The sequence below is a fragment of the Cystobacter fuscus genome (assembly GCF_002305875.1).
Lineage (GTDB): Bacteria > Myxococcota > Myxococcia > Myxococcales > Myxococcaceae > Cystobacter > Cystobacter fuscus_A.
On record NZ_CP022098.1, the window covers coordinates 9,348,487 to 9,363,747 of the forward strand.

Sequence of the window (15,261 nt, forward strand, 5' to 3'; positions counted from 1 at the left end):
TCAGCAGAGCCAGTGGGCAAGCGTTGGAGTGTTGGTCCACGCCACGACTGTCTGCTATCGCCTTTGTCAGGCAGCGCCTCCGCGCGCTTGCCCTGCGCGAGCAGCACCTCACCGATGCCGCTCAGGGGATTGATGAGCTGATAGGGCACCTGCTCCCGAGCCGCCTCCGCGAGCCGCAGGGCCCGCTGGTAGTGCTCCAACGCCTCGCCCGGACGGCCCAGGGCCAGGAGGACCCCCGCCACATCCACCAGGCTGGCGGCCACGTCCGTGTGCTCGGGACCGAAGACCTGGCGGCGGATGTCCAGGGCGCGCTCGTGGGCGGACAGACACCGCGCGTGGTCGCGCAGGTGGCAATAGCTCGCGCCCAGGGTGGAATAGTAGACCTTCTGGCGCAACGCCACCACCTGGCGGAAGTTCTCCAGAGCGTCGGCCGTCTTGTCCTCGCGCATGAAGATGGCGCCCAGGGCGTTGGTGACGAAGGCCTCGATGCGCGCGTCCCCGCCCATGCGCTCCAGGACGGCGCGGGTGTGCTCGGCCCACTCCCGGCCCTGCTCGAAGTGCGCCTGGAGCATCGCCGAGCGCACCAGCCGGGCCGAGGCCGAGGCGATCACCTCGTCGTGGCGGCCCGCCTCCGCGGCCCACACCGCCTGACGGAGCGAGGCCTCCGAGTCCTCCAGGTTCCCGAACTTCTCCTCCAGGGCGCCGCGCAACTCGAGCACCTCGGCCTGCAGGGGGCGGTAGCGCAGCGCCAGGGCGTCGTCGGCGAGCGTCCGGGTGCGCTCCAGGGCCGGCTTGAACTGGCCGCTGTCGAAGAGGGCCCGGGCATCGGCGAGCCGTGCCCGAAGCCGCTCCACCTTGTGCTGGGTGGCCGCGTCATCCGGCGGCCGGACGGTAGCGCGCAACACCTGCACGTTGGCGCAACTGCTGAGGGTTGGCAGTACATGAGCCGCCTTGGCCGCCTGATCCACCAAGGAGGCATCCGCATGGGCGTAGACGTCGGTGAGGGCGCGCAGCGATTGCAGCCGCCGCTCCAGACAGTCCATACGAAGGGAGAGCACCTCATCGGACTGCGCACCGCGCACGCGCGTGGCCTCGCACGCCTCGACATGCATGGCCGTCCAGTCGCGCGCATAGGTGTCCAACACTCCAGAGGTGCGGGCCCAGGACTCGTCCGCATTGGGATTGCCGGTAGTCTGGAAAGCCTGACCGAGAGCCTCCTTGCGAACGTCATCCCACAGCCCCGCCAGACGCCGGGCACCGCCACGACACAGGGGGTCGGTGGGCAGGGGGCGAAGCAGAGACGGCAACACGACCAGCAAGGTCAACATCACCACCATGGCGCCGGTGCGCAGCCAGACCCAATGCTTCTGGGGAGAGTCCTCCAGCGCCGCGATCAGCTCCGACATGGAGGCCGGACGCTGCTGGGGAGCGGCCTTCAACCCCCACAAGACGGTGCGAGTCACCCACTCTGGCACATTGGATTGAGCAGGAGGCGGATTGATCTGGCCATCGAGCTGGGCGCGGGTGAGTTCAGCGATGTTGGTGGCGCTGAAGGGCAACTGCCCGTAGAGAGCCTGGTAAAGGGCCACGCAGAAAGAGAACACATCGCTCCGGGAGTCGGCGGCTTTGCCCAACAGCTGTTCGGGAGCCATGTACGCGGGAGTGCCCATCAGCGTGCCCGGCACGGTGAGCCCACTGGCCCAGACAGCCGCCGAGGTGGAGGCTGGAGCCGCGTGCACCTGGTCGAGTGAAGACTCCGCTCGTGCCAGCCCAAAGTCCGTCACCCGCACTCGCCCATCCTTTCCCACCAGGACGTTGTGAGGCTTGAAGTCGCGGTGGACGATGCCCGACGCGTGTGCCGCAGCCAGCCCCCGACCGGCGGCCAGATAGGCCATCAGGACCTCGCGCCACGTGCGAGGCTGCTGTTCACACCATTGCCGCAGCGTCTGCCCCTCCACCATCTCCATCGCGATGAAGAGTGAACCTTCCGGAAGGTTGACCGCGTCGTAGATGGCCACCACGTTGGGGTGGTTGAGCCGAGCCATGGCCTGGGCCTCACGCACCATGCGGGCCTCGAGCTGGGGCACGCTGGGCACCGATCCGTGACGCAACAACTTGAGGGCCACGCGCCGATCCAACCGCGAGTCATAAGCGGCGAGCACCACTCCCATCCCGCCCTGTCCGAGCAGCTCCAACACGGTGTAGCGGCCCGCCAGCGGGGGACCGCCCAGGGACAATGCGAGACCAGGGTGCGCGACTTCCTCCATCCTGGGGCGAGGCACACCGGTTTGTCCGCACGTGAGGGTCCTCTCCAAAAGGCTGGCGTCGGGGGAATCCTTCTGCTCCACCTCATCCATGTGCGCGCGTCCAGTCACGACGACCTCCCTGGAGGACAGCCTTTCACGACGGGAACGCCCGGTGCCCACTCACCAGGACTGTTCTTTTCTTGAAAGACTATTCATCCCCCTGCCGGCTGGAAGTGATCCCTTTCACAACGGACATGTGAGTCAGATCACAACCCATGCCCGGGCAACGAGAGGCGCGCCCTCCGCGAGACAACCTATCGGGTGAGCGCACCCCGCCCGGGAAACGGCTGGATGCAAGAGCCGGACGTCAGGCGGCCTCGCGCGTCCTCGCCGCGAGCTGGGGCTGTCCGACCGTGGCGGGCTTCGTCGCGCGAGAAAACTCCATCGTGCCATCGTCGACCCTGCCGAAGCGCAGCGTGAGCAGATCGAGCGCGTAGTTCTGATAGAGCCGCCATGGCCGCTTCGCGCCCTGCTTCGGCATCAGGCCGAGCGCCCGCTGGACGTAGCCCGACGAGAAGTCCAGGAAGGGCTGCTCCTCGACCGAGTCGTCACGGCGCGGCATGCAGTGCGTGTAGCCATGGCGCCGCATGTGATTGAGCAGCCGGCAGACATACTCGAAGGTGAGGTCCACCTTCAGCGTCCACGACGCGTTGGTGTAGCCGAACGCGAAGGCGAGGTTGGGCACGTCGCTGAACATCATGCCCTTGTAGGTGAGGCTCTTCGACAGGTCCCGCCGCTCGCCGTCGACGCTGAACTCGATGTCGCTGAGCAGTTGCAGCTTGAGCCCCGTGGCGGTCACGATGACATCCGCCTCGAGCTGCTGGCCGGAGCGCAGCGTGATTCCCTTCTCGGTGAATGTCTCGATGTGATCGGTGACGACCGAGGCACGGCCCTGCTTGAGCGCGTTGAACAGGTCCGCGTCCGGGACGAGACAGACGCGCTGTTCCCACGGGTTGTAGCGCGGCGTGAAGTGGGTCGCGACGTCGTAGCCAGAACCGAGGTGCTCGCGCACCAGCTCGATGAGGCGCCGGCTGGCCCAGTGGGGCCACTTGCGCACCAATTTGAAGGAGATGATGCCGCCCAGCACGTTCCTCCAGCGTGTGAGCGCATAGGCGAGCCTCGCCGGCAGACGGCGGCGCAACGCGTTGGCGAGGCGATCCTCGGCCGGGCGCGAGACGACATACGTCGGCGAGCGCTGCAGCATGGTGACATGCGCGGCCTTCTTCGCCATCTCCGGCACGAGGGTGACGGCTGTCGCGCCACTGCCAATCACCACGACGCGCTTGTTCTCGTAGTCCAACGACTCCGGCCAGAACTGCGGATGGACGATGGGGCCCTGGAAGCGCTCCTCTCCGGGGAACTCGGGCCGGTGGCCCTCCGCGTAGTTGTAGTACCCGCTGCACATGCACAGGAAGTCGCAGGTGTAGCGCACGAGCTCCCCGCCGGGCCCACGCTCGGCCTCCACCGTCCAGCGCGCCTCCTTCGAGGACCACGAGGCCCGCTTGACGTGGTGCCGGAAGCGGATGTGCCGATCAATCCCATGCTCGCGCGCCGTCTCCCGCACGTAACGCAGGATGGACGGCCCGTCGGCGATCGCCTTCGCCTCGACCCACGGACGAAACGCGTAGCCCAGCGTGTGCATGTCCGAGTCCGAGCGGATGCCTGGATAGCGGAACAAATCCCACGTCCCGCCCATCGCCTCGCGCCCCTCGAGAATCACATATCGCTTGCCCGGGCACCTGGTCTGCAAGTGATAGGCCGCGCCGATACCAGACAATCCGGCGCCCACGATGAGCACGTCATGGTGCTCCACCGGGATGTCCACCCTCGCGGCCAGGCCGCCCGACGTGTGTTCGCCCAGGTCCGCGCGGCCAGCCATGAGATCTCCATGCTCGAAAGAAGTGACACCGCTCGTTGTCAATTTGTATCTGACAACGAGTCATGTCAATAGGAGGCCCCATGCCCACCAGCATGGCCGACCGACGACTCTATCGCGGCTCCTCCGCCGAGGAGCGCAGGGCGCAGCGGCGCGAACAGTTCATCGAGGCGGCCATCCGCGTCTATGGCGAGCAGGGGTATCGCCACGCGACGGTGAAGGCCGTCTGTGAGGCAGCCGGGCTGACCGAGCGCTACTTCTACGAGTCGTTCTCCCACAGCGAGGAGTTGCTCGTCGCCTCGTTCCAGGCGGTGAAGGACTTCCTCTTCGGGGAGTTGGAGAAGGCGGTTGCCGGGACATCGGGAGACGCCATCGGGCGCACCCGCACGATGCTCCAGACCTATTACGAGGTGCTCAAGGGCAATCCCCAGTCGGCGCGGGTCTTCCTCGTGGAGATCTCGGGAGTGAGCCCCGCGGTGGACCGGGCCCTCATCGCCGCGCTCGAGGCCTTTGGCGAGCTGATCACCCGGACGCTCACGCCACGGGAAGGAGGCGGCGCGGCGGACGAGCCCCTGCTGCGCGCGGGCGTGGTCGGAGGCGTGCTCCACATCGCCTTGAGCTGGATCCTCAGCGGCTACTCGCGGCCGATTCACGAGGTCGTCAACGCCGCCCTGCGCTTGTGCCTCGTACTCAACCCTGGAGCCGTGAAGCCAGGACGTGGGAGTGGCGTTTAAAATACCCTGGAGAGCCGCGACGATCCGAGACCCCCGTGGTCCCGGGTCACCTTCCCGCCCGGCCCCGGAGGTTCCCATGGCGTCCCCCGTGTTTGGCTTCGCCGATCTGCACTGCCACGTGATGGCCCACCTCGGATTCGGCGGGCATCTGCTCGCGGGCTTCCCGGATGGAGACATCGAGCGGGCGCTGTCCCGGTGTGATCTCCACCTGCACGGTGCCTGGGGACTGGGGCAGTTCGGCCGGGACTGGCCCCTGGTGCAGGCGTTCATCGAGGGGGGCTTCGGCCACGGCCCCTGTGGCCATGGCACCTACGCGGACTGGCCCTCCTTCAGCACCATGGCGCACCAGCAGGTGTTCGTGGACTGGCTCAAGCGCGCCCATGACGGAGGGCTGCGGCTGCTGTGCAGCGTGGCCGTGCACAACGAGCTGCTCGGCGAGCAGATGCAACGGCGCGGGCAGCCCCTGGACTCGGACGAGCAATCCATCGAGAAGCAGATGAGGGAGCTGCGCCGCTTCACCGCGCGGCACTCGAGTTGGATGGGGCTGGCCCTGAGCGCCGCCGAGGCCCGGCGGCTCATCACCGAGGGCAAGCTCGCCGTGGTGGCCGGCGTGGAGGTGGACTCGCTGGACAGCCTGCGCGGAGACCGGGCGGCGCTCAACAAGCAGCCCCTCACCCCCGAGCACCTGCCACGCATCTTCGAGTGGCTGCGCGAGCAGGGCATCCGGATGATGACGCCGCTGCACCTGGCCAACAACAGCCTCGGGGGCGCCGCCGTCTATGACGACAAGTTCAACCTGCTCAACCACTACCTGCGCGGCCGCTTCTTCGACGTGGAGGGCAGCAATCAGGTGAGCTTCCGCATGGGGCAGGACCTGAGCTTCGAGACGCGCGCGGCCATCACCGTCTACGAGGTGATGCATGGGGCACGCTACCCGGGAGGCTATGCCCTCAACGCGCCGGGCCTGGGCCACATCAACCGCAAGGGGCTCACCCCCGTGGGCGAGGCCTTCCTGCGCGAGGCCATGCGCCAGGGGTTCATCCTCGACGTGGACCACATGTCCACGCACTGCACCAACGCGGCGCTCGCCCTGGCCGAGGGCCGCGGCTACCCCGTCGTCGCCTCGCACTGCGCCTTCCGCGACCAGGCGATGGAGCCCCACGAGACGAGCATCAAGGGCAAGCGCGCCCACGAGGGCATGAAGACACGCGAGCAGGCGCGGCGCATCCTGGAGCTCGGGGGGATGCTCGCCCCCATCACCAACCAGCACGAGCTGAAGGACTTCCCGGGCAGCAGCGTGGCCAACGACTGCGCGCGCTCGTCCAAGACGTGGGCACAGTCCTACCAGTACGCCGTGTCCCTGCTGCGCGAGGTGGGCCGGGGCGGCGTGGCCATGGGCACCGACTTCAACGGCCTCAACCAGCAGCCCGGGCCCCGCTACGGGCCCCATGCCGCCCACGGGCTCGTGGACGACTCGCTGCGCATCAAGCGTCGGAGCCAGCAACAGATCGCGCAGTTGAACGCGCCTCCCCTGCCCTACTCGGGCACCATGTACCGCACGGACGTGCCCTTCGTGCGCTCGCGGGCCGGCTCGCGCGAGTTCGACTTCAACACCGAGGGTCTCGCCCACATCGGGCTCGTGCCGGACTTCATCCGGGACCTCGTCCACGTGGGCATGAAGGACGAGCAGTTGGATCCGCTCTTCTCCTCGGCCGAGGCCTTCCTGCGCATGTGGGAGTCCTGCGAGGCACGGGGCGCGGCGCTCGTGGCCGGGGAGTTGCTGGAAGCCTCCATCCCCCGGCTCTCCTAGTACGCGAGTAGCGGGCGAGGAGGGAGGCGCATGTTGCCGCCGCGCTCCGGGGCCTCACCTTTGGTGTCGGACCACGCATGAAGCGGAGGCAAGCGCATGTCGCACGCGAACACGGATGTGGAGACGCTCAATTCATTCCTGCGCGGGGAGTTGTCCGCGGTGGAGACCTACCGGCAGGCCATCGGCCACGTGTCGACGGACCGGCTGCGCGATCAGTTGCAGGACTGCCTGCGAGACCACGAGCAACGGGCCGACGCCATCCGCGACCGCATCGCCAGGCTGGGCGGCACGCCCTCCGAGGGCTCGGGCGTGTGGGGAGCCTTCGCGAAGGTCGTCCAGGCGGGCGCGGACGCCCTGGGAGAGCAGTCGGCCATCCAGGCGCTCGAGCAAGGGGAGGATCACGGCCTCGCCGACTACCAACGCGACCTGGACAAGACGCATGGAGAGGCCCGCCGCTTCGTGCGCATGGAACTGCTGCCCGCGCAGAAGCGCACGCATGACCGGATGAGCAAGCTCAAGAAGACACTGCACTGAGCGCGTCCGGGGGGAGACGGGAAGCTCCCCGCCTCCCGAGCCTGTACAATGGGCGGGAATGGAGAGCCCGCCCCTCCCCACCTGTCCCCGCTGTGGAGAGCCCCGAATCCTCACGCCCGAGTGCCCGCGATGCGGTGTGCTCTACGCCAAGGCCCGGGCCCGGACGGCCTCGGCCGCGCTCCCCGATTCGTCCGCCCAGGCGCTCCCCGCTCCCCTCGCTCCCCCGCTCGACGGCTCCGGTGTGCCCGTGGGCCGTCCGGAGACGATACTCACCTGGCAGGGCGACCTCGAGGACGCGCGGGACGAGCTGCGGCTGCGCCTGTTCGCCCTTCCCGTCGTGCTGCTCGGCATGTGGCTGCTCGTGAGCAACCAGACGGGCCACTTCCTGCTGCGCACCTTCCTCTCCATGTGGATCCACGAGCTGGGCCACGCCCTCACCGCCTGGTTCTGCGGCTTCCCGGCCATCCCCGGACCGTGGAAGACCCTCGTCTGGGAGACACGCACCCCCCTCGTCTTCGCGGGGCTGGCCTTCCTGCTCATGGGGCTCGTCTTCCGGGGCATCCTCCTGCGCAGCCGGCTCTGGGTGGCCGCGGGTGCCCTGGGACTCCTCCTCCAGTTCGCGGGCACCGTGCTGGGCAGCCCCACCACGTCCCGGATGCTCATCACCTTCGGAGGCGACGGCGGCAACCTCGTGCTCGGCACGCTCCTCATGCTGACGCTCTACCTGCCCCGGGAGTCCGCGCTGCGCCGGGGCTGGCTGCACTGGGGCTATCTCCTCATCGGCGCCGCGTCCTTCGTGGACACCTTCCATGAGTGGTGGGGCGCCCGGACGGACTTCGCGATGATTCCCTTCGGCATCCAGGAGGGCAGCTTCAGCGACCCGACCGTCCTCGTGGACCAGTACGGCTGGGACGAGCTGATGCTCATCCAACGCTACACCTGGCTGGGACTGGCCTGCCTGGCGGTGCTCGCCCTCGGCTACGCCGTGGGGCTGTGGCGGGCCCGCGCCGCGCTGCGGGCCCTGGAGCAGCCCCCCGGCGCCTAGGGGCTCCGGGTCTTGCGCACGTCCACGGCGGCCGCGCCCGAGGGCCCGCCCTGCGTGAGCAGTTGGATGGAGTGGACACGCCGCTCCACTTCCTGGGCATCGAGGAAGATGGACAGCATGTCGCGGATGGTGGGCAGCACCCGGGCGAGCGACACGGGGGTGAGGAGCTGAGGATCCACCCCGGCCTTGCGGCACGCGCGCGTCATCGTCGAGGGCGCGATGACGGGAGACAGGCCACAGCGCGCCACCACCGCGTCGAAGAGCGAGCCCGTATGCCCCGCGGGAGGATGATGCGCGGCGGCGGGTGCATGGGACGAGGGCAGATGCGCCGGGGGCGAGACCGCGGCGGGCGTCACCGGATGAGGGTGAGCGTGCGTGGGCGGGTGCGCGGGAGCGTGCCCATGCGCGTGCGCGGGAGCGTGCGTGGCGGAGTGGACGGCGGGGAAGGAGCCGGAGGGCGTGGTGAGCCCCTCGGACTCCGCGCGGCGCCGCAGCTCGGTGCGCACCTGGGCGCGCAGCACCTCGATGTCCTCCGTCTTCGAGCAGAAGGCATCCACCTTCACCGCGAGCGCCTCGGAGATGAGCTTCGCGTCGAAGCCGGACGTCAGGCCCACCACGGCCACATGGGCCGTGCCATCCAGGCTGCGCACCGAGCGCACCCACTCCGGCCCATCCAGCCCCGGCATCTCCAGGTCCAACAGGATGCAGTCCACCGGCTGGGCTTCCAACAGCCGCATGGCGTCCATGCCGGTCTCGGCGATGATGACGTCATGGCCGTCCTTGCGCAGCGCGTCCGCGGCGCGGTGGCGGAAGTCGATGCGGCCATCCACCACCATCACCCGGCGGCGCCGGCCCGCCGAGACCAGCCGGGGCGTGCCGTCCGACTCGGGCACCTGCGTGAGCTCGTGCGCCTTGCGCACCACGTAGGCCGGATCGTAGGGCTTGCCCACGTAGTCATTGGCGCCATGGGACAGGCCCTTGAGCCGCTGCACCACCGCCGCCTCGGTGGACAGCATCAGCACCGGCAGGTTGGCGGTGCGCGCGTCGCGCCGCAGCTCCTCCAGCAGCTCCACGCCGTCCCCGTCCGGCAGCAACATGTCCAGGATGAGCAGCTCGAAGTCCTGCTCGCGCAGGGCCTTGCGCGCCGAGGCGAGGCTGTCGCACAGGGTGGTACCAAACCCCGCGGCGCTCAACACCCCGCGCATGTCCGCGCGCACCGTCGCGCTGTCGTCCACGATGAGCACACGTGCCTTCATGCCGTTCCTTCCCTCGCGTCCGCTCGCGCGAGCGCCGTCAGCAGGAGCGGGAGCGCCGTCAGCCCCACCACATGCTGTGCCGCGCCCAGCCGGATGGCCTCGCGGGGCATGCCGAATACCACGCACGTCGATTCATCCTCTACCACCGTGGTGGCCCCCGCGCGCCGCATCGCCCCCAGCCCTTCCGCTCCGTCTCGTCCCATGCCCGTCAGTAAACATCCGATGGCCGACGCGCCCAGTTCCCGCGCCACGGACTCGAATAACGTGTCCACCGAGGGACGGCAGGAGTGGCGCTCGGGTCCGTCTTCGAGCCACAACCTCCCACCCCGGACCACCATGTGCCGATTTCCCGGTGCCATGCGCACGCACAGCCGGCCCGGCAGCGGCAGGGCCTCGCCGTCCACGGCCTTGCGGACCTGCAGGCCGCTGCGCGCCTCCAGCCATTCCACCATGGCGGTGTCGAACTGCTCGGTGGTGTGAAGCACCAGGAGCATGGGCAGGGGGAAGCCCGGCGGCAGCGCGCCGAGCAGGAAGCTCACGGCGGCGGGTCCTCCGGTGGAGGCCCCCACGACGAGCAACCGGGGAGCCTGGGCGAGCGTGGGCACCGCCGGCACCACGGGTGGGGGGCGGACCGGCTCGCGATGGAAGCGGGCCCTCACGTGGGTGATGACGCGCACGCGCGCCGCCATCCGCACCCGCTCCAGGAAGGTGCGCGACCACTTCGCGTCCGGCGGGCCCGAGGGCTTGTCCACGGCGTCCACCGCCCCCGCGGCCAGCGCGTCCATCGTGCGCTGGCCCTCGGTGCGGCTCTCCGCCGCCGAGAGCACGACGATGGGGGTGGGGCAATGGGCCATGATGAGCTCGGTGGAGCGCAGCCCATCCAGCTTCGGCATCATCAGATCCATCGTCACCACGTCCGGCCGCAGCCGGTGGCAGTGCTCGAAGGCCTGCTGGCCGTCGAGCGCCTCGCCCACCACCTCGAACGTGCCATCCGCCGCGAAGAGATCCGCGAGCCGACGACGCATCGTCAGCGAGTCGTCGACGATGAGGACGCGCAGGCGCTTCATGAGGCGGGCCTCCGTCCCTGGGCGGCTCCTTGCGCCGCCAGCCGCGCCACCGTCTCCAGGAAGCGGTGCTGGTGGAACTCGCCCTTGACGATGTAGGCGGACACGCCCGCTTCCCGGCTGCGCCGCAGGTCCTCGTCCGTGGCGAGCGAGGACACCATGAGGATGGGCAGGGACTGGAACTCGGGGGTGGCGCGCAGGTGGCGCGTGACGTCCAGGCCGGACATGCCCGGCATCTCCACGTCGACGATGAGCAGCGAGTGGCCGCCGCGCTTGATCTTCTCCAGGCCCTCCTCGCCGGAGGCGGCCAGTTCCACCTGGTAGCCCGCGGCCTCGAGGATGCTCTTCTCCAGCATGCGCGTGGTGACGGAGTCATCCACCACGAGGACGCGGTGGCGCGTGAGGGGACGTACCTGGGGCGCGCCCCCCGTGGTCCCGGACTGGATGCGGCGCACGAGTCCCGCGGCATCCAGGAGCAACAGGGGCACGCCCTGCTCGTCGAAGCTGGCCCCGGCCACCAGCGGCAGCGCGGGCACGGTGGAGGGCAGGGGCCGGCTCACCCGGCGGGAGATGCCGAGCAGCTTGTCCACGCCCACCGCGGCCCGGCCTCCGGTGCCCGCGTCGAGCACCAGCACGGACCAGGCCCGGAGCCGCTGCGCGCCCGCGCCCGCGCTGTCGAGCGCATCCACCAGGGGCAGGAAGGACAGCACCTCGCCCTCGTGGGAGATGCTGCCCCGGCCCCCCGTCCAGGTCACGGCGTCCGCCGGCAGGTGGAGCGCGCCGCCGAGCGACTCCAGGGGAAGCAGCAGGCGCTGGCCACCGGCCGATACCCCCAACACCTCCAGCGAGGCCAGGGTGAGGGGCACCTCCAATTGGATGCTCGTGCCCAGACCCGGCCGGGAGGAGATGGACACCTCGCCCTTGAGCCGGCGCACGGTGTCGCGCACCACGTCCAGGCCCACGCCGCGGCCGGACACGTCGGTGACGGAGCGGGCCGTGCTGAAACCCGGCCGGAAGAGCAGCTCCAGGAGCCCCGCGTCATCCAGGGTCTCCACCTCGTCGAGCGTGGCCACGCCGCGCTCCAGCGCCACCTGACGCACCCGCCCCAGGTCCACGCCCCGCCCATCGTCCTCGCACAGGAAGGACACGCGCCCGCCCCGCCGCCGCACCTCGAGCTTGAAGGTGCCCGCGGGGGACTTGCCCAGGGCCCGGCGCTCGTCGGGGTTCTCCAACCCGTGGTCCACGGCGTTGCGCACCACGTGCAGCAGCGCCTGGCGCACCGCCGACAACACGTGCCCGTCGATCTGGATGTCACCGCCCTCGGCGCGCACCTCCACCTGGCGGCCGAGCGAGGAGGCCACGTCGCGCGCGGCCAGCTCCAGGGGGCCGAAGAGCGTCTGCGCGGGAACGAGCCGCAGGGTGTGGGCCCCGTCGCGCAGACGGCCCAGCTCCGACTCCACCTGCCCCAGCCCGCCACCCAGCTGCCGCCCCGCCTTGCCCAGCGAGGAGCGGATGCCCTCGGCCACGGCCAACACCCGCGACAGCCACCGGGCACGCTCGGCGGCCGTGCCGCTGGAGGCCACCGGCGAGGTGAGCTGCTCGATGAGGCCATTGGCCCCCTGCTGCGCCTGGGCGAGCGACTCCACCACGCCGCGCAGGCCCCCGAGCTGCACCACCGCCTCGCTCAAGCCCTCCAGCAGCGTGTCCAGCCGCTCCAGCTCCACGCGCACCACCTCGGACGAGGACGAGGGGGCCTCGGCGAGGCGGATGGCGGACTCTTCCTGGGAAGGCGCCTGCTCGGGCGCCGGCGGCGGCGCGTCCAGGGCATCCAGGGCGACGGCCATCTGGCCCACCAGCCGCAGGAACTCGTGCACGCTGTCGGCGGGCAGCAGGTTGCCGCTGTCGCGGTAGGGCGAGAGCGCGTCCTCCACCGCGTGCGCCATCTCCGCCAGGCGCACCTGCCCCACCACGCGCGCCGCCCCCTTGAGGGTGTGCGCGTAGCGGAAGAGTTCGGGCACGGCCTCCGCACCACCCTCGCCGTCGTCCAGCGCGAGCAGGCCCTGGGTGAGCTGCTCCAGCAGCTCCCGGGCCTCGATACGGAAGTAGAGAAGGGGATCACTGTCCAGGCTCATGTGGAGCGCGAAGCCTCCTCCAACAGTTGGCGCACCAGGGCGTCCACGTCCAGCACGGGCAACAGCGTACCGTCAGGCAGTGACACGCGGGTGGCGAGCAGGGGATGGGGCGAGGAGGCGGCATCGTGGTGACGCTGCTCGGCGGAAGCGCGCAGCTGGCCCTCGAAGCCCGTCGCCGCGAAGCCCACGCGGCGCGCGCCTCCGGCGATCAGCAACCAGCCCGGGGCCTCCCCCGAGGCAAGGCCCAGCAACGCCGAGAGATCATGCACCGCGAGCAGTTGGCCCCGGAGGCCAACGAGCCCCAGCAACGAGGCCGGCGCCCCGGGCAGGCGCACCAGACGGGGCAGCAGGTGCAGGCCCGAGAGATCCCCGAGCCGCACGGCCAGGGAGGTCCGGCCCACGCGCAGCCGCAAGAGGGCCTCGCCGGGCTCGCGCTGGGCCGGAGGCGGCCGGGAGAAGGACGAATCGAAGCTGTCGCGCAGCTCCTCCAACCGCAGGGTTCCCCGCTGGGATGACGTACTCATGGAACCTCCGTACACGCCTGCAGTTCACGCAAGCCCACCTGCATCAAGCCATGCCGACCAAAGCCCCCGCCGAAGAGCGTCAGGCGCAAGGGCTTCTCCTGGGGAAGCAGCGAGAGCGCCATGCGCAGCGCCACCCGCGCTTCCGTCACGTTGCCCGCCCGCCGCGCCAGGGTCCCCGCGCGCAGGTGGCTCAAGGCGAAGGTGGGATCCGCGCGCGCGGCCGCCGCGTAGCGGTTGCGCGCCCCGGCCTCGTCCCCGGAGTGCTCCAGGCACACCCCGAGCAGGAAGTGGGCCGAGGCCTCCGTGTCCCTCACCGACAGGAGTTGCTGCCCCGCGTGCTCGGCCTCGGCGAAGCGGCCCGCGTTCAGGTGCAGCACGGCACGCAACAACTGCCCCTGGGGCAGTGCCGCCTGGGGCAGCGCGTCCAGCCGGGCCCAGGCCTCGGCGTAGCGCTCCGCGTCGAGCAGCGGCAGCAGCGCGTCCAGCCCCTCCTGCGTCGGCGGCGGCTGCCGGACAGGTGCCTTCACCGTCGCGGGCACGGGCGCGCTCACGGGCTCGGGGGCGACGGCCGGGGCGGGCGCCTTGCGGCGGTAGTAGAAGGCATCCGCGCTGCGCAACAGCTCGAAGTCCTCGGAGATCCCGCGCAGCGTCTCGCTGGGCCCCAGGAAGAGATAGCCGCCGGGGACGAGCGCCTGCGACATGCGGGCGATGATCTTCCGCGTCACCTCGGGGGGAAAGTAGAGCATGACGTTGCGGCAGAGGATGACGTGGAAGGAGGCCGGGGCCCAGAAGGCGGGGGCTTCCTCCAGCAGGTTGCGCTCCTCGAAGAGCACCTGATCCCTCAGCACGGGCCGCAGGAAGAAGCCCTCGGAGGAGCGCTGGAACCAGCGCTCGCGCAGGGCCTGGGGCACGGAGCGCAGCGACCAGGGCGAGTAGCGCGCGTTGCGGGCATGGGCGATGGCGCGCGGGTTGACGTCGATGCCCAGCACGCGCAGCTGCGCGGGGTCCACCTTGCCCTGCTCGCGGCACAGCAGCGCGATGGAGTAGGGCTCTTCTCCCGTGGAGCACCCGGCGCACAGCACGCGGAGGGAGGACCCCGGCTGAGCGAACGAGGGCAGCACCTTGGACACCAGCGCCTCGAGCTGGGCGGGATGGCGCAGGAAGTACGTCTCCCCCACCGTGAGCCGCTCCGCGAGCGCCCTCCACTCGGCCTCGGAGGCCGTGGAGTTCAACAGCGACAGGTACTCCTCCACCCCGCGGCTGGACGAGCGCTCGAACAGCAGGGGCGCCAGCTCGCCCCACTGCTCCGGTTCGTAATGCAGGCCCAACCGCTGCTCGACCAGGGTGATGAAGCGGGCGAGGGGTGAGCGCGACAGGGCTTCGGTCAAGACAGTTCCTTCCCCTCGGACCGCCCCAGGCGCTCCCACACTTCCCGGGGCAACAGGTGGGACGAGCCCAACACGGCCAGCAGGTGGCCGTCGAGCGCCCCCAACCGCTGCACATGACCCTGGGCCGTCTCGCGCAGCAGGGAGGGGACGGCCTCCAGGGCGTCCGCCTCCAGCGAGGACAGGCCCCGCACCTCATCCACCTCGATCACCAGACGGCCCTCGGGCACGCGCAGCGAGACGAAGCGCCCACCCATGCAGGGCTCGGCGGCCCCGCCACTCAGCAGCGCCCCCAGGCTCACCACCGGGGCCGACGTGCCTCGCACCAGACTGACTCCGCGCACGAAGGCGGGCGCCGACGCCACCGGAGTGATCGGCAGCGGCCTCATGGTCTCCTCGACCTCATCGAGGGGCAGCGCGCACATCCACGACCGTGCCCTCACCAAGAGGAAGCGGCGTGACCCCGTCCCGGGCATGACTGGCTCCTTCGGGTTCGTCGTTCAGGCCACAGCATGCACCCTTCGAGGGTGTCAAGGCGAGAGCGAGCGGCGACCCCGCCCACCGCCTGCCTGGTGCGAGGGGCCGAGCGCCGGGA

12 protein-coding genes and 2 pseudogenes are annotated in these 15,261 nt (G+C 70.3%); 5 read left to right on the plus strand and 9 right to left on the minus strand.

The annotated features are described in order from the left end of the window. Nucleotides 1-173 precede the first annotated feature (173 nt). Nucleotides 174-506 (minus strand): annotated as a pseudogene (locus CYFUS_RS53315) (tetratricopeptide repeat protein); the annotation flags it as partial. On the opposite strand from CYFUS_RS53315, the gene CYFUS_RS53320 reads away from it, so the two are divergent. Beyond that, nucleotides 436-651, plus strand: coding sequence for a hypothetical protein (locus tag CYFUS_RS53320; RefSeq protein ID WP_232537034.1), 216 nt, complete (start codon nt 436-438; stop codon nt 649-651). The pseudogene CYFUS_RS53315 and the gene CYFUS_RS53320 overlap by 71 nt on opposite strands. Before the next feature lie 752 nt (nt 652-1,403). On the opposite strand, the pseudogene CYFUS_RS53325 reads toward CYFUS_RS53320, so the two are convergent. Together CYFUS_RS53325 and CYFUS_RS37860 are read right to left on the minus strand one after the other, a co-directional pair. Further along, a pseudogene (locus CYFUS_RS53325) lies at nt 1,404-2,357 on the minus strand (serine/threonine-protein kinase); the annotation flags it as partial. A gap of 256 nt (nt 2,358-2,613) precedes the next feature. After that, nucleotides 2,614-4,185 carry a flavin-containing monooxygenase gene (locus CYFUS_RS37860; RefSeq protein ID WP_232537035.1) on the minus strand — a complete coding sequence of 524 codons (1,572 nt, stop codon included), beginning with the start codon at nt 4,183-4,185 and terminating at the stop codon, nt 2,614-2,616. Nucleotides 4,186-4,265: 80 nt separating this feature from the next. Between CYFUS_RS37860 and CYFUS_RS37865 the strand changes: the two genes are divergently transcribed. From CYFUS_RS37865 to CYFUS_RS37880, 4 genes are all read left to right on the plus strand, one after another. Beyond that, entirely contained in the window at nt 4,266-4,916 is a 651-nt protein-coding gene (locus tag CYFUS_RS37865; RefSeq protein WP_232537036.1) for a TetR/AcrR family transcriptional regulator, read from the plus strand. 76 nt (nt 4,917-4,992) lie between these two features. Next, nucleotides 4,993-6,726: a membrane dipeptidase gene (locus tag CYFUS_RS37870; protein ID WP_095989630.1), complete on the plus strand. Its 1,734-nt coding sequence runs from the start codon at nt 4,993-4,995 to the stop codon at nt 6,724-6,726. A 96-nt stretch (nt 6,727-6,822) separates the two neighbouring features. Beyond that, entirely contained in the window at nt 6,823-7,260 is a 438-nt protein-coding gene (locus CYFUS_RS37875; RefSeq protein ID WP_095989631.1) for a DUF2383 domain-containing protein, read from the plus strand. Between the two features lie 136 nt (nt 7,261-7,396). Then, on the plus strand, nt 7,397-8,305 hold the full coding sequence (locus CYFUS_RS37880) for a hypothetical protein (RefSeq protein ID WP_232537037.1): 909 nt from the start codon (nt 7,397-7,399) through the stop codon (nt 8,303-8,305). Here CYFUS_RS37880 and CYFUS_RS37885 read toward each other — a convergent pair. The 6 genes from CYFUS_RS37885 to CYFUS_RS37910 are packed head-to-tail and all read right to left on the minus strand — an operon-like array spanning nt 8,302 to nt 15,142. Further along, nucleotides 8,302-9,561, minus strand: coding sequence for a response regulator (locus CYFUS_RS37885; protein WP_095989633.1), 1,260 nt, complete (start codon nt 9,559-9,561; stop codon nt 8,302-8,304). The two genes, CYFUS_RS37880 and CYFUS_RS37885, sit on opposite strands and share 4 nt — an antisense overlap. After that, a complete protein-coding gene (gene cheB / locus CYFUS_RS37890) occupies nt 9,558-10,628 on the minus strand; it encodes a chemotaxis-specific protein-glutamate methyltransferase CheB (RefSeq protein WP_095989634.1) in 1,071 nt (356 codons plus the stop codon). The genes CYFUS_RS37885 and cheB overlap by 4 nt, the downstream gene beginning before the upstream one ends. Continuing rightward, on the minus strand, nt 10,625-12,757 hold the full coding sequence (locus CYFUS_RS37895) for a hybrid sensor histidine kinase/response regulator (protein WP_198316284.1): 2,133 nt from the start codon (nt 12,755-12,757) through the stop codon (nt 10,625-10,627). The genes cheB and CYFUS_RS37895 overlap by 4 nt, the downstream gene beginning before the upstream one ends. Continuing rightward, complete coding sequence (locus CYFUS_RS37900) at nt 12,754-13,281, minus strand: chemotaxis protein CheW (RefSeq protein ID WP_095989635.1); 528 nt, start codon at nt 13,279-13,281, stop codon at nt 12,754-12,756. The genes CYFUS_RS37895 and CYFUS_RS37900 overlap by 4 nt, the downstream gene beginning before the upstream one ends. Beyond that, nucleotides 13,278-14,669: a CheR family methyltransferase gene (locus tag CYFUS_RS37905; protein WP_232537038.1), complete on the minus strand. Its 1,392-nt coding sequence runs from the start codon at nt 14,667-14,669 to the stop codon at nt 13,278-13,280. Before CYFUS_RS37905 ends, CYFUS_RS37900 begins: the two co-directional genes overlap by 4 nt. After that, entirely contained in the window at nt 14,666-15,142 is a 477-nt protein-coding gene (locus CYFUS_RS37910) for a chemotaxis protein CheW (protein ID WP_095992477.1), read from the minus strand. The genes CYFUS_RS37905 and CYFUS_RS37910 overlap by 4 nt, the downstream gene beginning before the upstream one ends. Nucleotides 15,143-15,261: the final 119 nt, after the last annotated feature.